The 18,043-nt window shown below is 73.2% G+C and carries 13 protein-coding genes; 6 read left to right on the plus strand and 7 right to left on the minus strand.

Annotation, left to right across the window (positions count from 1 at the left end):
* Positions 1-30 precede the first annotated feature (30 nt).
* The 3 genes from EDD92_RS06050 to EDD92_RS06060 all read left to right on the plus strand — a co-directional run bounded on the left by EDD92_RS06050 (position 31) and on the right by EDD92_RS06060 (position 2,776).
* Positions 31-708: a uracil-DNA glycosylase gene (locus EDD92_RS06050; RefSeq protein ID WP_123963352.1), complete on the plus strand. Its 678-nt coding sequence runs from the start codon at positions 31-33 to the stop codon at positions 706-708.
* Positions 709-773: 65 nt separating this feature from the next.
* A complete protein-coding gene (locus EDD92_RS06055; RefSeq protein ID WP_260327283.1) occupies positions 774-1,733 on the plus strand; it encodes an N-acetylglucosamine kinase in 960 nt (319 codons plus the stop codon).
* 119 nt (positions 1,734-1,852) lie between these two features.
* Positions 1,853-2,776, plus strand: a complete 924-nt coding sequence (locus EDD92_RS06060) for a sirohydrochlorin chelatase (protein WP_123963354.1) — start codon at positions 1,853-1,855, stop codon at positions 2,774-2,776.
* Between the two features lie 256 nt (positions 2,777-3,032).
* Here the strand turns inward: EDD92_RS06060 and EDD92_RS06065 are convergent, their stop codons facing one another.
* The 3 genes from EDD92_RS06065 to EDD92_RS06075 form a co-directional block, all read right to left on the minus strand.
* Positions 3,033-4,067, minus strand: coding sequence for a lactonase family protein (locus EDD92_RS06065; RefSeq protein ID WP_123963355.1), 1,035 nt, complete (start codon positions 4,065-4,067; stop codon positions 3,033-3,035).
* A gap of 80 nt (positions 4,068-4,147) precedes the next feature.
* On the minus strand, positions 4,148-5,302 hold the full coding sequence (locus EDD92_RS06070) for a nitric oxide synthase oxygenase (protein WP_260326343.1): 1,155 nt from the start codon (positions 5,300-5,302) through the stop codon (positions 4,148-4,150).
* A 173-nt stretch (positions 5,303-5,475) separates the two neighbouring features.
* Entirely contained in the window at positions 5,476-6,972 is a 1,497-nt protein-coding gene (locus EDD92_RS06075) for an FUSC family protein (RefSeq protein WP_123963357.1), read from the minus strand.
* 195 nt (positions 6,973-7,167) lie between these two features.
* Here EDD92_RS06075 and EDD92_RS06080 point away from each other — a divergent pair, with 195 nt between their 5' ends.
* Both EDD92_RS06080 and EDD92_RS06085 read left to right on the plus strand, forming a co-directional pair.
* Positions 7,168-7,644 carry an Lrp/AsnC family transcriptional regulator gene (locus EDD92_RS06080; RefSeq protein ID WP_030931193.1) on the plus strand — a complete coding sequence of 159 codons (477 nt, stop codon included), beginning with the start codon at positions 7,168-7,170 and terminating at the stop codon, positions 7,642-7,644.
* A 31-nt stretch (positions 7,645-7,675) separates the two neighbouring features.
* A complete protein-coding gene (locus EDD92_RS06085) occupies positions 7,676-8,371 on the plus strand; it encodes an HAD family phosphatase (protein WP_123963358.1) in 696 nt (231 codons plus the stop codon).
* Here EDD92_RS06085 and EDD92_RS06090 read toward each other — a convergent pair.
* Together EDD92_RS06090 and EDD92_RS06095 are read right to left on the minus strand one after the other, a co-directional pair.
* A complete protein-coding gene (locus EDD92_RS06090; RefSeq protein ID WP_123963359.1) occupies positions 8,319-9,953 on the minus strand; it encodes an AMP-binding protein in 1,635 nt (544 codons plus the stop codon). The two genes, EDD92_RS06085 and EDD92_RS06090, sit on opposite strands and share 53 nt — an antisense overlap.
* A 7-nt stretch (positions 9,954-9,960) precedes the next feature.
* Entirely contained in the window at positions 9,961-10,593 is a 633-nt protein-coding gene (locus EDD92_RS06095) for a TetR/AcrR family transcriptional regulator (RefSeq protein ID WP_123963360.1), read from the minus strand.
* Between the two features lie 92 nt (positions 10,594-10,685).
* Between EDD92_RS06095 and EDD92_RS06100 the strand changes: the two genes are divergently transcribed.
* Entirely contained in the window at positions 10,686-13,787 is a 3,102-nt protein-coding gene (locus EDD92_RS06100) for a carboxyl transferase domain-containing protein (protein ID WP_123963361.1), read from the plus strand.
* Positions 13,788-13,848: 61 nt separating this feature from the next.
* On the opposite strand, the gene EDD92_RS06105 is transcribed toward EDD92_RS06100, so the two are convergent.
* Complete coding sequence (locus EDD92_RS06105; protein WP_123963362.1) at positions 13,849-15,237, minus strand: FAD-binding oxidoreductase; 1,389 nt, start codon at positions 15,235-15,237, stop codon at positions 13,849-13,851.
* A gap of 106 nt (positions 15,238-15,343) precedes the next feature.
* Positions 15,344-17,944, minus strand: a complete 2,601-nt coding sequence (locus EDD92_RS06110) for an AAA family ATPase (protein WP_123963363.1) — start codon at positions 17,942-17,944, stop codon at positions 15,344-15,346.
* Between the last annotated feature and the right edge of the window lie 99 nt (positions 17,945-18,043).

Below are 18,043 nucleotides of genomic sequence, written 5' to 3' on the forward strand. Positions count from 1 at the left end.
CGCTGCCCGTACGGCAGTAGGGTGACGCGCGTGGCACCACGACCGTTGCATGAAATCGTCGAAGCGGGCTGGGCGAAGGCCCTGGAACCGGTGGCCGGACGGATCGCCGGGATGGGGGACTTCCTGCGCGCGGAGATCACCGCGGGACGCACCTATCTTCCGGCCGGACCGAATGTTCTGCGGGCCTTCCAGCAACCCTTCGACGACGTACGCGTCCTGATCGTCGGGCAGGATCCCTATCCCACGCCGGGGCACGCCGTGGGGCTGTCCTTCTCGGTGGCGCCCGAGGTGCGTCCGCTGCCGGGCAGTCTCATCAACATCTACCGGGAGTTGAACACCGACCTGGGCCTGCCCCAGCCGTCCAACGGGGATCTGACGCCGTGGACACAGCAGGGCGTGCTGTTGCTCAACAGGGCGCTCACCACCGCCCCGCGCAAGCCGGGTGCGCACCGCGGCAAGGGCTGGGAGGAGGTCACCGAGCAGGCCATCCGCGCCCTGGCCGGACGCGGCAAGCCACTGGTGTCCATTCTCTGGGGCCGGGACGCCCGCAATCTGCGCCCGCTGCTCGGCACTCTGCCGTCGGTGGAGTCCGCCCACCCGTCCCCGATGTCGGCCGACCGCGGCTTCTTCGGCTCGCGTCCCTTCAGCCGGGCCAACGACCTGCTGATCAGACAGGGCGGACAGCCGGTGGACTGGCGCCTGCCGTGAGCGGTGCGGGGGACGGGTCTGGGACGGACACGGCGGGGCACGGGGCGCGGGCGGGCACGACCGGGATCCTCGCGGTCGACTCGGGGGGCTCGGGTCTGCGGGTCGTCGTCAAGCGCACGGACGGCGGTCCGCCGGCCCAGCGGGAGTCCCGGGAGCCGGTGCGCACCGGAGCCCGGGGGATCGATCCGGGGCATCTCATGGCTCAACTCGTGCCGATGATGCGGGAGTTGACGGCCGAGGCCGGTGTCTCCGCGCTGACCGCGGCGGTGGTGGGTGCCGCCGGGCTCGCCTCCCTCGGCGATGCCCTGCGGGCCGAACTCCCCGGTGCCCTGGGGCGGGAGTTCGGCATCCGCTCCGTCGCCCTCGTCGCTGACGCCGTCGCCGCTTATGTCGGTGCCCTCGGGCCACGCCCCGGTGCCGTGGTCGCGGCCGGGACAGGCCTGATCGCCATCGGTACCGACCTGACGCGCTGGCGCCGCGCGGACGGCTGGGGGCATCTGCTGGGCGACTGTGGCAGCGGCGCCTGGATCGGGCGGGCCGGGCTGGAGAGGGCCCTGCGCGCGTACGACGGAAGACCCGGCGGTTCGGCCGGACTGCTGGCTCGCGCCGAGGAGATGTTCGGTCCGATGCCGGGGCTGCCGGGCAGGCTCTACCCCCGCCAGGACCGGCCCGCCGTGCTCGCCTCCTTCGCACCCCAGGTGGCCGCCTGCGCCGACGGTGACCCCGTTGCCGCGGACATTCTGCGCGCGGCGGCCCGGCACATGGCGGAGTCCGCGGCCGCGGTCTGCCCGACCGCGGGAGGGTCCCAAGTGGCCCTCACGGGCGGCCTGTTCAAGATGGGGGACCCGCTGCTCGTCCCGCTGGCGGAAGAGCTGTCGCAGCGGCTGCCGCACGCGCCGCTGGTGCCGGCCGCCGGCGATCCGCTGGCGGGCTCGGTGCGTATCGCCGACGATCTCGCCGCGGGAACGCTCACTCTCCCGAGTGATGAAGCGATGCTGAGCGTCATGACCGGCACAGGGGGCTGATCCTCTTACGTCGCAAGCTTCTGATCCGTATGTAACTCATCAGACAAAATGGGACAGAAACCGCTCACCTGCACCCTCCCCGAACAGGGGAGCCCAGGAAGCCAGTAACATGCGTCGCCATGAGCTCCCCCACTGGGCCCGCGTCCGGCCTGCCAGTACGAATGCCGCGACCTCGCCAGCCCGGGCGGCACCGCCGACCCGAGCCGCTGGCGGCTCCTGAGGGCGCGCCCGCGCTCGTCCTCGCGGTGCCGGGCACTCCCGGCGCCCCCACGCGCAGCCTCGCCGAGGAGGTCGTGAGCATCGCCCGCTCCGAGCTGCCCGGCCTCGATGCGCGGATCGGGTACCTGGACGGGGACGAGGCGGAGTTCCCCTCGCTGCAGGCTGTGCTCGCGCACGCCGCCGAGGAGCGCGCGGCCCGCTTCGAGCACGCGCGCGCTGCCGGCCTGGACGTCAAGGAGCCGGACGGCCCCGTCGCGGTCGTCGTGCCGCTGCTGGCCGGCCCCGACGGCGCGCTGCTGCGCCGTATCCGGCAGGCCGTGATGGACAGCCGCGTCGCTGCCGATCTGACGGACGTGCTGGGCCCGCACCCGCTGCTCGCCGAGGCGCTGCACGTGCGCCTGTCGGAGGCCGGGCTGGCCCGCGCCGACCGTGCCCGCCTGTTCACCGTGGCGACCGCGGCGGACGGCATCATCCTGGCCTCGGTGGGCGGTGACGAGGCCGTTCAGGCGGCCGGGATCACCGGCATGCTGCTCGCCGCGCGGCTCGCCGTGCCGGTGATGGCGGCGGCTCTGGACCAGGACGGCTCGATCGCTGCTGTCGCCGAGCAGCTGCGCGGCTCGGGCTCGCAGCAGCTGGCGCTCGCGCCGTACCTGATAGGGCCGGAGATCGACCCGGGCCTGATCGATGAGGCGGCCAAGGAGGCGGGCTGCTCTGCCGCCGAGGCCCTCGGCCCCTACCCGGCGATCGGCAAGCTCGCGCTGGCCAAGTACACGACGGCCCTGGGCATCGCCCCGCCGCAGCCGCAGGGCACGCCGGTGCGCTGAGGCACGCGGCAGCACCGCTGCTCAACGTTCACGTACGGCGAAGGGCCCGCTCCACGCACTGGAGCGGGCCCTTCGCCGTACTCCTCGCGGCCGGGGCTCTCCGGCGGGTGGGCCGATCTGCGGCTCCGCCGCGGGGTCGCGATATGCCGTCGATCGTCTGCGGCAGCGCCGTGGCTGGTCGCGCCCGCGCGGCGGAGCCGCAGATCGATACAGCCCCGCGCCCCTTTGGGGCGCTCCCCGACCGCCGACCTTGCGCTCAGCCGAAGACCACGCAGGACGCCGCAGGGACCGCCAGAGAACCCTCATGGCGCGGCAGGCCCGTGGTCGGGTCGAGTGCGAACCAGGTCACGTCGCCCGAGCGCTCGTTGGCGACGTAGAGGAATCCTCCCGACTCGGCGATCGCGCGGGGCCAGTGGCCGCCGCAGGGCACCGTGCCGATCAGCCGCAGTTCGTCTCCCTCGACGGCGAAGGTGGACAGGACGTCCTCGCCGCGGGTGGCGGTCCACACGAAGCGGCCGTCGGGGGAGGTGACGATGCCCGAGGGGTAGGCGTCGCCGGCCGGGGCGTCGGGCAGGACATGCCGCTCGGTCAGCGGCACCAGGGAGCCCTCGCCTGGGTCCCAGTGGCAGACGGTGACGGTCGGGGTCAGTTCGTTGAGGACGTACGCACGCGTGCCGTCCGGGTGGAAGGCCAGATGGCGCGGTCCGCAGCCCGGCCGCAGGGCGATCTCCCGGTGCAGTTCGAGGCGACCGCCGGTCAGCGTGCACACCCGGACCGAGTCCGTGCCGAGGTCGACGCTGACGACCCACCGCCCGCTCGGGTCGGGCTGCACCTGGTGGGCGTGCGGCCCCTGCTGGCGCAGGGTGTGCGGGCCCGAGCCCTTGTGCTGGAGGACGTCGGACGCGGCGCCTGCGAGGGTGCCGTCGGAGCGGACGGGCACGGCGGTGACGCTGCCGGAGCCGTAGTTGGCGGTCAGGACGTGGCCGCCGAACACGCTGAGGTGCGTGGGGCTGTTCCCGCCGACCGGGACCGGCGCGCCGGCCTTCTCCGGCCGGTCGCCCGTCACCCGGTACGCGGCCACCGCGCCCTCGGCGGTCTCGCTGACCGCGTAGAGGGTCCGCCCGTCGGGTGCCGGTGCCAGGTAGGAGGGGTCGGGCACGCCGTCCACGCTGCTCAGCGCGGTCAGCGCCCCGCTGTTTGGGGCGACGGCCGCGGTCACGATCCCGGGGCCTCCCGCTGCCGTGAACGACCCGATGAAGGCCCGCCGTCGCCGCCCGCCGCCGTCTGTCACCGCTGTCCCCTCTCGGTCCTGTGCCGTCGGGGCGACGTTAGCAGTCGATCACCAGCGGTCTAGACCATACGCGGGGTATTTCACCGGGCCGCAACCCAGGCGCCTGTTTCTCCGCGGGCCCGGGCGAGAGCTTCGGGGTGGTGAACGTAGGCGGGGCGGTGCTCGACGGTGTCGTAGGTGCGGTGGAAGACGGGGGTGGTGCTGCCCGAGATCGGCGGCACGATCCACGACCAGTCGGCGCCCACCCGGCGGCCCTTGCGCTCCTCGCGGCCGAGGTGGTCGAGGAAGCGCCGGGACTCGGTGTGGTGGTCGGTGACGGTGACGCCCGCACGGTCGAAGGAGTGCAGCACCGAGCGGTTCAGCTCGACGAGCGCGCGGTCCTTCCAGAGTGTGCGGTCGGAGCGGGTGTCCAGGCCGAGACGGCCCGCGATGTGCGGCAGGAGGTCGTAGCGGTCGGCGTCGGCGAGGTTGCGGGCGCCGATCTCGGTGCCCATGTACCAGCCGTTGAAGGGCGCCGCCGGATAGCAGATCCCGCCGATCTCCAGGCACATGTTGGCGAGCGCGGGCACCGCGTGCCAGCGCAGACCGAGCTCCTGCCACCACTGGTATTCGGGGTGGGTGAGGGCGACTTCGAGGACGGCGCCGTCCGGAATGTCGAACCAGTCGGGCCGGTCGTCGCCGGCGCCCTGGACGATCAGCGGCAGGACGTCGAAGGGGGTGCCGGGGCCGCCGGGCCAGCCGAGGCGGAGGGCGAGAGCGGTGATGCCGGCGTTGCGCGGGTCTCCGGTGACCGTGCCGTCGGGGCGCGTGTAGCCGGCGTAGCGGACGAGCTGTTCGTTCCAGATGCGAGGTCCGGGGCGGCCGGGTTCGTCGGGCGCGAAGACCGAGATGAGGGCGCGGATCCGGCCGTCGCGGGTGGCCTCCCGCAGATGCCCGGCGGACGCCTCGGCCACGTCGTCCGCACCGCGCACATCACGCAGGTCACGCACCCGCAGGGAGCGCCAGTACAGACGCCCTATGCACCGGTTGGCGTTGCGCCAGGCCACCCGGGCCCCGAAGACGAGCTCCTGCGTGGTGTGGCGGTAGCTGCCGGTGGCCGCGATCTCGGAGTGAGCGGCGGCGATACGGCGGGCGGGGTCACCGAGCCGTTCCTCGGTGTGGTGCAGGGTGAGGAACTCGGCGGCGGCGCGCAGGAGTTCGTACGGTGGCGGGCAGCGGCCCACGTCCTCACCCACACATGTGCGATGTCCGTTGCTCAGCGGGAAGTTCCGCATGGTGCACCCCCAGGAGGATCACCCGCGCGCCGCTCCCGCACGGCACGCGGGGATCGGGCGTCCGATAGCGGCGGAGTTACCCAAGGGGTGGCCTGATCCACCCTCTACATGGCCGATAAAAGTGCCTTGGGGGCTCACGCCCCCACGAGCGGAGACCCCGACGGCGTCCGCAGGGGTGTGGCCAGCTCCGCGAGGGCCCGTTCCAGGCCGTGCAGGTGGGCCAGGGCGGGTTCCGTGGCCGGTGCCTCGACGGCGGCGGCCGTGACATGGGCGCGGTCGCCGCCGGTGAGCGCCTCGACCGCCGCCTCCACGCGCCAGCAGGCGGCTGCCAGCCGGGCGTCGTGGGAGGCCTCCGGGTCGGCGGCGACGGCGACCAGGCCGCGGGTCTCGCGGGCGCAGTCGTCGAGCAGGGCCAGCACCCGGCGGGCGCGCCGCTTGCGGCCCAGCATCGGGTTGAGCGGGTGCACGAGGGGTGCGACGGACAGCCGTACGCGGCCGAGGAGTTGCTCCAGTTCTGCGATCCGTCGCGCCGGGTCGGCGGCCGTGGAGCCCGCGAGGCGCGCGGCGGCCTCAGCCGTGCACGCATGGACGCAGCGCAGGGCGCGCTGGATCCAGGCGTCGGTGATGGTGTGCGTGGTGACGGGCAGAACGAAGAGCACCGCGAGTACGGCGCCGAGCGCGCCGACGCCGGTCTCCGCGAGGCGCAGGGCGAGCAGGCCCGGGTGCAGCACGCCCAGGAGGCCGTAGAGGAGTTCGGCGAGAAGGGTGACCCACAGCATCATCCAGGTGTACGACACCGCGGCCGTGTAGAAGATGCCGAAGACGCAGACGGCGAGGAGTACGGCCGTGGGGACGGGCGCTCCGTGCACGGGGACGGCGATCAGCAGGCCGAGGCCGATGCCGATCACCGTGCCGAGGACCCGGCGGAAGCCGCGGACCAGGGTCTCGCCGCGCGAGGCGGTGTTGACGAAGATCCACCAGGTGGCGCCGACGGCCCAGTACCAGCGCTGCCCGGACACCAGCTGGCCCACGACGAGCGCGAAGCCCGCGCCCGCGGTGGCCTGCACGGCCTGGCGTGTGGTGACGCGGGCCAGGCCGGTGCCGGCCGGTGGGGCGGGCACGGGCGCCGGGGGCAGCCGGTCCTCGTAGCACCACAGGACGAAGCGGACCGCTGAGGCGCTGAGCACGGACAGGAGGACGGCGGCGTACAGCTCGGGCAGCCGGTCCGTGGTCGCGTGCAGGAACTGCGCCACGAAGAAGGTCATGAACGCGAACACACCGAGGCTGTGCCCGCGCGGCCCGAAGCGGCGCGCGTACACGCCCGCGCCGATGACGGCCAGGAAGGTGAGGTCGCGGGCCACGGGGTGGTCGTGCAGCTCGGCCGCGGCGGCGAGCACCGGCAACCCGACGGCGGGCAGCAGCGCGGTGGTGACGGCCTGCCCGCGGACCGTGGCGTCCGTGACGGTGAACAGGGCGAGCAGGGCGGCCAGCCCGCCGGTGACGGCGCCGACGAGGGAGAGTCCGGCCAGAGAGCAGACGACGACCGCGAGCCCGATGCCGAGGACCGCCCGCGCGGCGAAGCGCAGCCGTATCCGCCCCGGATCCGGCGCCACGAACACCCTCTTCAGCACTGCTTCCCACCCCTCGACATCACCGGCATGAAAAAGGCGCCGCGGGGTCCGCAGCGCCATCGACGCGAACATTGCAGCATCAAGGCGTCGCCTGGCTCAAGTCGCCTCCAATATACTGGGCCATTGGCACAGAGATATCTGTCCGTAGGCAGCCATGAGCGAGCCAACGGACCACGTACGAGGAGGCCGGGCACCATGGCCGTCGACGAGCTCGACACCCGCATCCTGCGGCTGCTGATGGAGCAGCCGCGCACGAGCGTGCGCGAGTACGCCCGGATCCTGGGCGTCGCCCGCGGCACCCTGCAGGCCCGCCTCGACCGGCTGGAACGCGACGGCGTGATCACCGGCACGGGCCCGACGCTCTCCCCCGCCGCGCTCGGCCACCCGGTGCTCGCGTTCGTGCACATCGAGGTCACCCAGGGACATCTGGACGACGTGGGTGAGGCGCTGGCCTCCGTGCCGGAGATCGTCGAGGCCTTCTCGATCACGGGCGGCGGCGATCTGCTCACCCGGGTCGTGGCGCGCGACAACGCGCATCTGGAGGACGTGATCCAGAAGCTGATCAGCCTGCCCGGCGTCGTCCGCACCCGCACCGAGGTGGCCCTGCGCGAGCGCGTGCCGCAGCGGCTGCTGCCGCTGGTCGAGTCGATCGGCCGTGCGGCCCGCAAATGAACTTGCCATGGTGCGCTGCCATGCTGGAGCCATGAGCAGGCTCGGCGCCACTTCGGTCATCTTCGATCTCGACGGAACGCTCGTGGACAGCGAGCCGAACTACTACGAGGCGGGCCGCCAGACCCTCGCCGAGCACGGCGTCCCGGACTTCACCTGGACCGAGCACGAGCGGTACGTCGGTGTCAGCACCCAGGAGACGGCCGCCTTGTGGAAGCAGGAGTACGTGCTCGCGGCCCCCGTGGACGAGCTCCTCGCCGACACCAACCGCCGCTATCTGGCGCTGGCCCGCGCCGCCACCCGCGCGTACCCGGAGATGCGGAAGTTCGTGGAGCTCCTCGCGACCGAGGGCGTACCGATGGCCGTGGCCTCGGGGTCCTCACCGGAGGCGATCGAGGCGATCCTGGCCGGCACCGGCCTGGACGCGTATCTGCGCACCGTCGTGTCGGCCGACGAGGTGCCCCGCGGCAAGCCGGCCCCGGACGTCTTCCTGGAGGCGGCCCGCCGTCTCGGGGCGGCCCCGGCCGACTGTGTGGTCCTGGAGGACGCCGCCCCCGGCGCCGCCGCAGCGCACGCCGCCGGTATGCGCTGCATCGCGATCCCGTACGTCGCCGCCCAGGCCGACGCCCCGGAGTTCGCCACCGCGGACCTGCTGCTGCGCGGCGGTCAGGGGGAGTTCACGGCGCGGGGCGCGTACGACTGGCTCGTGCGCTCAGCTCCGTCTTCCTGATCTTTCCGGTCGGGGTGAGGGGCAGTTCGGGCACGATCTCGACCAGCGGCACCTTGTACGTCGCCATCGCCTTCTTCGCCCAGGTACGCAGCTCGTCGGCGGTCAGCGCCGAACCGGGTGCGGTCCGTACGAAGGCATACGGCAGTTGTCCGCTGTGCTCGTCCTCGACGGCGACGACGGCTGCCGCGAGCACTTCGGGATGCCGTCCGAGCAGGGTCTCGACCTCGGTCGGGAACACGCTCATCCCCTTCACCTTGATCATGTCCTTGTTCCGGCCGAGGTAGCGCAGACATCCGTCCTCGTCGAGGCTGCCGATGTCCCCGGTGTGCAGCCAGCCGTCGCGCAGCGCGCGGGCGGTGGCCTCGGGTGCGCGCCAGTAGCGGGTGAGGACCGAGGGGCCGCGGACGACGATCTCGCCGGGTTCGCCCAGTGGCAGCGGCTCACCGCTGGTGAAGTCGACGACCATGAACTCGGTGCCGGGCACGGGCAGTCCGCAGAACACGGGGTCGCCGAGCAGGTCGTGGTCGCCGTCCTGGAAGCCGAGGGTGTTGGTGTCGCTGGTGTGGGTCTCGGTCATGCCGTACGAGGCCTCGCGCAGGATGCCGCAGGTTGCCTGCCGCCAGCGTGCGCGCACTTCGGGGGTGAGTTTGCGGATGAAGGAGATGGCGAGCGGGGCGCTGAGGCTGCTGAGGTCGCGGTGCGGGAAGTCCGGGTGGTCGAGGAGTTCGAGGTAGTTCTCGACGGTTCCGGCCATGGTGGTCACCCGGTGCGTCTGGACCGCGTCGAGCACGGCGGCCGGGTCCCAGCGGGTGAGCAGCACGCTGGTGCCGCCGGAGACCAGCGGGGCGAGGATGCCGAGGTTCTCGCCCGCGATCCAGAAGACGGGCAGGTAGCACAGGGAGACGATGCCGTCCTCGGCGCCGGGCATACCGTTCTGGATGGCGGTGGCCGTGTAGACCATGTGGCGCTGGGTGTGCTCGACGCCCTTGGGCAGTCCGGTCGTACCGCCCGTGTAGTTGAGGGCGGCCGGCGCGTCGAGGTCCTCGGCCGTCGCGGCCAGGGGCGGGTGCTCCATGATGGCGGGCCACTCGTCCTCGAGCAGGACCGCGCGTGCGGCCGTGCCGTCGAGCGCCTCGGCGAGCACGTCCCGCAACGACTCGAAGGACAGCACCAGTTCGGCGCCGGAGTCGTCGATCTCGTGCCGTGTCTCCACGGCCTTGAACATGGGGTTGACCGGAACGTGGACCGCTCCGAGCCGAAGGATCGCGAGAAACGCAACCGCGAAGAACACGCTGTTGGGCAGCTGGACGGCCACCCGGTCACCGGGGCGCACACCCCGGCTCTCCAGCCACCCGGCCAAGCGGTCGGTGGCGTCGTCGAGTTCGCGGTAGGTGAGCGCCTGTCCGTGGGCGACGAACGCGGGCCGGTCGGGCTTCTCGCGCGCCCAGTGCCGTACATACCCCGGCACCGTCCGCTCGCCGGCACGGTGGGTCGTGGTGTCGGGCTGCCTGCCCCGCCTCGACTTCGCCCAGCGGGCCCGCAGATCGGCGAGGTATGCGTCGGTGCGTGGCGTTGCCGTCATGGTGTGGCTACTCCTGACGTGTTCGTGCGGCTCCGAGCAGGTGCAGATACATGCTGGTGACGTCGCGTACTGCGTCCTCGTACGTGTCGGGGCGCGCGGCGACGCGGCGGGCGAACTCGACGCACATGCCGCCCACCGCGCGGGCCAGTGCAAGGGGTTCGGCGGCCGGGGCGGCCAGGCCGCGGTCGGTGAGGCGGCGGATGTAGCGGGCGTGGCGGTGGACGGGCCGTTCGCGGATCTCGTCCCACAGCTGGGCCATGGCGGGGTCGGTGCGGGCCTGCTGCTCCAACAGGCCCAGCAGCGGCCGGTGTCGGGCGTAGGCGGCGATGAAGGCCCCGATGGACGCCTCGGCGACGGCGTGCGGGTCGTCCGTGTCGACGCCCGGCACCTCCTGCGCGGCGAGGAACGCGTCCCGTACGCGTACCGCCAGGACGCGGAAGATCTCCTCCTTGGAGGCGAAGTACACGTAGAAGCCCGCCCGGGAGACCTCCGCCTCCGTGGTGATGTCGGCGACGGTGGCGGGGCCGAGGCCGAGCTGCGCGAAGACGGCCTCGGCTGCGTCCAGGAGCCGGGCGCGGGCCGGGGCCTCGGTGCGGTCGCGGGCGGTGCGGACCGCCCAGGCCTTGTGTGTGCGTGCCACACGGTGAGCGTATTGACGTTGACGTCAATGTCAATGAGCATGGCGGGGCCGGTCGATGAGGTCCGCTGAGGTCCGTGTCCTGGAGGGCTCCCATGGGTAGTGCCGCCGTGCTCGTCGCCAACCGCGGGGAGATCGCCGTGCGCGTCCTGCGGGCCGCCTCGGAGGCCGGGCTGCGCTCGGTGGCGGTGTACGCCGAGGGCGACGACGCGCACGCCCGACTGGCCGACGAGGCCGTGCCGTTGGACGACTATCTCGACGGCGGCGGACTGCTCGCCGCCGCGCGCGGCACCGGCTGCGACTTCCTGCACCCCGGGTACGGCTTTCTGAGCGAGGACTCGGACTTCGCGCGTCGCTGCGCCGCGGCCGGGATCACCTTCGTCGGGCCCACGCCCGAGGTGCTCGCGGTCTTCGGGGACAAGGCGCGGGCGCGTGAGTTCGCCGTCGAGGCGGGGGTTCCCGTGCTCGCCGGGGCCGACGGCCCGGACGGCGCGCGGGAACTGCTGGTCGCCGGACCCGTGATGATCAAAGCGGTGGGCGGGGGCGGCGGACGCGGGATGCGGGTCGTGCGGCGGGCCGAGGAGCTGGCCGAGGCGTGGGAGCGATGCGCCTCGGAGGCTCAACAGGGCTTCGGTCGGGGCGGGTTGTATGCGGAACGGCTGCTGGAGGGCGCCCGGCACATCGAGCTCCAGGTCGTCGGGGACACAACCGGAGCCGTCACGCATCTGTGGGACCGGGACTGCAGCGCGCAGCGCCGCCACCAGAAGGTGATCGAGATCGCGCCCGCCCCCGAACTCTCCGATGGCACCCGGGAGCGGATCCTGGGCGCCGCACTGCGGATGGCCCGTGCCGCCCGCTGTTCCAGCCTGGTCACCTTCGAATTCATGCTCCGGGGCGAGGAGTTCTGGTTCATCGAGGCCAATCCGCGGCTTCAGGTGGAGCACACGGTCACCGAGGAGGTGACCGGGGTCGACCTGGTCGCCGTCCAACTGCGCCTGGCGGCCGGGGCCACGCTCGCTGACGTGGGGTTGCCGGGGCCACCGGCTGCACCGCGCGGGTTCGCCGTGCAGGCGCGGGTCACTGCCGAGGGGGCGGGACGGATCACTCGGTTCGACCTGCCGTCGGGGCCCGGTGTGCGGGTCGACACGGCGATCCGGGCGGGGGCCGAGGTCGGTGTCCGGTACGACCCGTTGCTCGCCAAGGTGGTCGCGCACGTCCCGGCGGGCGATGCGGAGGCGGCTTGTGCGCGGGCGCGGCGGGCGTTGGGGGAGTTCGCGGTGGAGGGGGTGCGAACGGGGATTCCGCTGCTGCGGGAGGTGCTGGCGCGGCCGCGTTTCTGGGAGCACACGGGTGTGGTGGCGGAACTGGCGCAGGCCCACGTCGTTCCGCAGGAGGCGGCCGGTGACGGCACGGTCGTCGCACCGCTGAGCGGCACTGTCGTCTCCGTCGACGTCTCCCCCGGTGAACCGGTGCGGCCCGGCCAGCAGTTGCTGGTGCTGGAGGCGATGAAGATGGAGCACGTGGTGCGGGCTCCCGGTTCCGCAGTGGTACGGCTGCTGCACGCACGCGTGGGCGAAACGGTCGGTGAGGGCTCCCCGCTGGCCACCCTGGACGACCTCGGCGGTGCACAGGGCGAGGGGCCCGCGGCGGAGCCGGTCGATCCGGATGCCGTGCGCGCGGACCTCGCCGAAGTCGTACGGCGGCACTCCTTCGGTCTCGACGAGAACCGGCCGGAGGCCGTCGCGCGGCGGCACGCCCTCGGCAGGCGCACCGCCCGCGAGAACATCGAGGACCTGTGCGACACGGGCACCTTCACCGAGTTCGGCGCCCTCGCGATCGCCGCCCAGCGCAGCCGCCGCTCGCTGGACGACCTGATCCGGTCGACGCCGGCCGACGGCATGGTCACCGGCACCGGGCAGATCAACGGCCGGCCGTGCGTGGCGATGTCGTACGACTACACGGTTCTCGCCGGTACCCAGGGACTGCAGAACCACCGCAAGACCGACCGGATGCTGGAGATCGCCGAGGAGCGGCGGCTGCCTGTGGTGCTGTTCGCGGAGGGCGGCGGCGGGCGGCCCGGGGACACCGACACCACGGCCGTGGCGGGCCTCGACGTGACCACCTTCCGGCGGATGGGGCGGCTCAGCGGGCTGGTCCCGCTGGTCGGCATCGCCTCGGGGCGGTGTTTCGCCGGTAACGCGGCGCTGCTGGGCTGCTGCGACGTCGTGATCGCCACGCCCGACGCCACGATCGGGATGGGAGGGCCCGCGATGATCGAGGGCGGTGGCCTCGGGGTGTTCCGGCCGGAGGAGGTGGGGCCGCTGTCGGTGCAGGTGCCCAACGGGGTGGTGGACCTCGCGGTCGCCGACGAGGCGGAGGCCGTGCGGGTCGCGCGCCGGTATCTGTCGTACTTCCAAGGGGCGCAAGGCAGTTGGGAGGCGCCGGATCGGCGGCTGCTGCGGCAGGTGGTGCCGGAGAACCGGCGGCGGGCCTACGACGTGCGGGCGGCGGTCACCGGGCTCGCGGACACGGACTCGGTGCTGGAGCTGCGGCCGGAGTTCGGCGTGGGCGTGCTGACCTGTCTCGTACGGATCGAGGGACGGCCGATGGGGCTGCTGGCCAGCAACCCGGCGCATCTGGGCGGGGCGATCGACCGGGATGCGGCCGACAAGGCGGCGCGGTTCCTGCAGTTGTGCGACGCGTTCGGGCTGCCGGTGGTCTCGCTGTGCGACACCCCGGGGTTCATGGTCGGCCCGGACGCCGAACGGACCGCCACCGTACGGCACTTCGCGCGGCTGTTCGTGACGGGCGCCAATCTGCGGGTGCCGCTGGTGAGTCTGGTGCTGCGCAAGGCGTACGGGCTGGGGGCGATGGCCATGATGGGCGGCTCGACGCGGGCTCCGCTGGCCACGGCGGCCTGGCCGAGCGGCGAGTTCGGCGGGATGGGTCTTGAGGGTGCGGTGCGGCTCGGCTACCGCAGGGAGCTGGCGGCGATCACGGACCCGGCCGAGCGTGCGCGTGTCTTCGCGGAGCGGGTCGCCGAGTTGTACGAACGCGGGAAGGCGGTCAACGCGGCGGCCGCGCTGGAGATCGACGCGGTGATCGACCCGGCCGGGTCGCGGGCCTGGATTCTTGCGGCGCTGGAACGGTGCCCCGTGCCGGAGGCGGGACACCGCCCGTTCGTCGACACCTGGTGAACCAAGGCCCGGCGGTGTCCCGTCCCCCGCCCGGGGCACCGACCGTTCATCGGCGCCTGGTTCAGCTGGGCCGGATGTTCTGGTTGAGGCGGAACACGTTGTCCGGGTCGCGGTCGGCCTTGACGCGGGCCAGACGGTCGTAGTTGCCGCGGTAGCTGGCCCGGACGCGGTCCTGGCCCTCGTCCATCATCATGTTCACGTAGGCGCCGCCCGCCGAGTACGGGTGCAGGGCGTCGAAGTAGTCGACGGTCCAGCGCTTGACGAGTTCCGCGCCCGCGGGGTCGGGGTCGACTCCGGCGTAGACGGTGGACCACTGGGCGCCTCGGTAGGCCCAGGGTGTGTCGTCGGGACCGACGTCGTGGGCTGCGCCGTCGATCGGGTACAGGTGCATGGTCGACTGGACGGTCGGCACCTCGGCGCCGAACTTGGCGTGGAGTTCGACGGCCTCGTCGGGGATCTCGTTGACGAAGTCGGCGCGCCAGTACCACTGGTGGCCGGGCGGGTAGAGCCCGTCGAACATGGACTGCAGGGCGGGGTGTGGCATCGGTCCGACGGCGTGCAGCATCGGTGTCGGCAGGGCGTCGAGCAGCGGGGCCATCTCGCGGGCGGCGGCCTCGGGGTCCTCGCCCGCGTAGCACCAGACGACTCCGGCCGTCTTGCGCAGGTGGATGTCCTCGGGGAACGGCGGGGCGGGTGGGACGGTGCCGAACAGGAAGAAGGCGTTGAGTTCGCGCGGTGCGTTCGGGAGGAAGTCCCGGTAGGCGCTGAGGACTTCGGGGCTGATCTCGACGGGCCAGAAGGTCGGGCCGCCCACGACGGTGCCGACCTCGTGCAGCCGGAACAGGAAGGAGGTGACGACCCCGAAGTTGCCGCCGCCTCCGCGGATGGCCCAGAACAGGTCGGTGTTCTCGTCGGCGCTCGCGCGCACCTGCCGGCCGTCGGCCAGGACGATGTCGGCGGCGAGGAGGTTGTCGATGGTCAGTCCGCACTTGCGGGTCAGGTGGCCGAGCCCGCCGCCGAGGGTGAGGCCGCCGACTCCGGTGGTGGAGACGATGCCGCTGGGGGTGGCGAGGCCGTGCGGGTTGGTCGCGCGGTCCACCTCGCCCCAGACACAGCCGCCGCCGACGCGGACGGAGCGGCCCACGGGGTCGACGTGGATGTCCTTGAGGGGCGACAGGTCGGCCACCACACCGCCGTCGACGGTGCCGAGTCCGGCCCCGTGGTGGCCGCCGCCGCGGACGGCGAGGGGCAGGTCATGCGCTCGGGCGAAGCCGATCACGCGGGCCACGGCGTCCGCGTCGGCGCAGCGTGCGACGAGTGCCGGGCGCCGGTCGATCATCGCGTTGTAGACGGTGCGGGCCTGTTCGTAGCCGGAGTCCTCGGGTCCGATCAACTCCCCGGTGAAGTCGGCCAGTTCCCTGCGTGCCGCCTGGGCGGGTGTGCTGGACATACGGATTTCCCCCGTTTTTTCGGAGTCGGGTCGATCCGTCCGTTCTACTCGGGTTGCGCGGGCCCGGGTATCCGTGGGTGTCACCTAGCTCGGGCGCGCGGGGTACCTACGTTTCGCCCTCGGCGAGCAGTCCGAGCTCCGCGGCGCGGACGGCGGCGTGGCGCCGGGTGGGTGCCTCCAGCTTGTCGAGGACCGCGCGGACGTGGTTGTCGACGGTGCGGACGGAGACGACGAGCCGGGCGGCGATCTCGGAGTTGGTCAGGCCCTCGGCGAGCAGCCGTATGACCTGCAGCTGGCGTTCGGTGAGGCCGGCCGGGTTGCCGCGGGTGGCGGGGAGCGGACCGCGCGGGATGCGGCGCACGCCGAGCCCGCGCAGTTCGGCGCGGACCAGCCGGGCCAGCGGTTCGGCGCCCAGCGCGTCGAGCCGGGCGAGGGCGGTGAGTTTGTCGGCGGGCTCCGGGCTCTCGGCGAGGGCGGCGGCGTGTTCGTAGGGGCAGCCCGCCGTGTGCCACAGGGCCGCGGCCCGCCGCCACTGCCCGCGGGCCTGCAGTGCGTACGGATGTCCCGAGTCGTCCGCCGGGATCGCGTGTCCGGCCTTGGTGAGCCAGTAGCCGAGTTCGGCGCGGTAGGGGACGCCGGCCAGATGGCGGGCCTGGGCGTGCACCGGGGCGACGGCCTCGACGACGGCGGCGTGGTCGCCCCGCAGCCAGGCAGCCTCCGCGAGCGCGGCGGCGACGGGGCCGGTGCGCTGGAGTTCCCGGGTCCGTACGGCGATCTCCCGGGCCTCGGCGAGAAGTGCGTCGGCGCCCGGACGGCCGCAGCGGGTGCGGATGCGGGCGAGGACGGTCAGGGCCGGGCAGCGCGCCGGCAGGAAGTCGTGGATGCCGAACTCGGCGTGCCGCTCGGCCTCGTCCCAGTCGGCGGCGGCGAGCCGGCGTATGGCCAGCTCGACATGGAGGTAGGTGAGGAAGCCGAGATGTTCGGCGCGGTCGGCCAGGTCCATGGCCGGGAGCAGGAAACGGTCGGCCTCCGCGTACTGCAGATGGTCGAGGAGGGTCCAGATGAGGTTGGCGTAGGCGCGGCAGGCGTGCTCGACCTCACCGGCGTCCAGGGCGACCTCGAGGCTCTCCTCCAACTGGTGCCGCCCGCCGGGGTCTCCGCCGCGCCAGCGGGCCGTGCCCATGTTGTTGAGGGCGTGCGAGAGGATCGCCGCGTCCTGCGTCTTCTGAGCGAGCACGATGGCCCGTTCGGCGTGTTCGACGGCTTCGGGGTAGCGGTCGGACAGCATCCGCAGCTGGGCGATGTTGCTGACGGCAAGAGCCAGCAGCCGGTCGTCGCCCGCGTGTTCCAGGACGGAGACGGCCTCGCGGGCGGCGTCCTGCGCCTCGTCGGCGTCCCCGGCCCACCAGTGGATACGGGAGAGCCAGCGCAGGTCGGCGCCGAGGGCGAGGGTGTCGCCGAGGGAGCGGCGCAGGGCGACCGCCTCGCGCTGGGCGGTGACGGCGGCGGCCGACTCGGCGATGGTGTAGCTCTCCACGGCGTAGCGTTCGAGCAGGTCGGCGAGGTCTGCCGGGGCGTAGCGGTGCCGTTGCTGCAGGACGAGCCGCAGCTGGGCGGCGGCCTCGCGGTGGGCGCCTGCGGAGGCTGCGTCGCGGGCCGCGTCGGGCCCGTAGCGGGCGATGGCGTCCTGGTCGCCGGCCTGGGCGGCGTGGTGGACGATGCGGGCCGCGTCCGAGCCGGGCCGGGCGACGAGGGCCGCGAGGACGGTGCGGTTGAGGTCGATGCGCCGGGCGGTGGGCACGGAGTCGGCGACCGCCCGCCGGATCAGCTCGTGCCGGAAGGCCACCCGTTCCGGGGCCACGGTCAGCAGCCCGCGCTGCTCGGCCGCCGCGAGGACGGTCACCCCGCCGCCCAGCAGCGCGTCGACCAGCGGGCGTTCGACCGCCGAGGGGACGACGGCGAGCTGCTCCAGTGCGTCGACGGTGGCCGGTTCGAGTCCGCGCAGCCGGGCGAGCACGGCGTCGACGACGGTCGGGGGCACTCCCCCGGTGCCGCCGGCCGCGAGGACCTCGGCGACGAAGAAGGGGTTCCCGGACGTGACTTCGTAGACCTGAGCGGGGTCGAGCCGGCCGGCCGCGCTGAGCGTGCGGACGGCGTCGAGTGACAGCCTGGCCAGGGGCAGGCGGTGCACTCGGGGTGCCCGGGAGACCTGGCCGAGGAGGTGGCGCAGGGGGTGTCCGCGGCTCAGCTCGTCGTCGCGGTAGGTGAGGACGAGGAGGGCGGGCAGCCGCTCCATGCGCCGGACGAGGAAACGCAGGGCGTCCAGGGATGCCTCGTCGGCCCAGTGCACGTCCTCGACGACGAGTACCGCAGGATGCGGGGTCACGGCCAGCTCGCCGTGCAGGGCCTCGTAGACGCGGTGGCGGTCTCCACCCTCGGTGACGGCGCGGGCGAGTGCGGCGCCGACGCTGCCGACGAGGTCGCGGAACGGGCCGAGGGGTCGCCTGGTGGCGAGGTCGTCGCACTGTCCGACGAGCACGCGGGCCTGCCCGGGAAGGTGCTCGGGCATGGCCCTGACCAGGCTCGACTTGCCGATTCCGGCCTCCCCGAAGACGAGCACCACCGAGCCGGCCCCGTCCGCCGCCTCCCGTGCGGCCGTGGCCAGCTGTGCCAGCTCGGGCTCGCGCTCGAGGATCCCCCGGTCCACGCCGCCGATTCTGCCACCGGGGCGGGGCGGGATGAGGTGTCCTGCCGGTCAGATGTCACACTCCGGGCCGCTCGGCCCTCTTGAGTGCGGACACATGGC

The sequence above is a fragment of the Streptomyces sp. TLI_185 genome (assembly GCF_003814765.1).
In the GTDB taxonomy this organism is placed as follows: Bacteria; Actinomycetota; Actinomycetes; order Streptomycetales; family Streptomycetaceae; genus Streptomyces.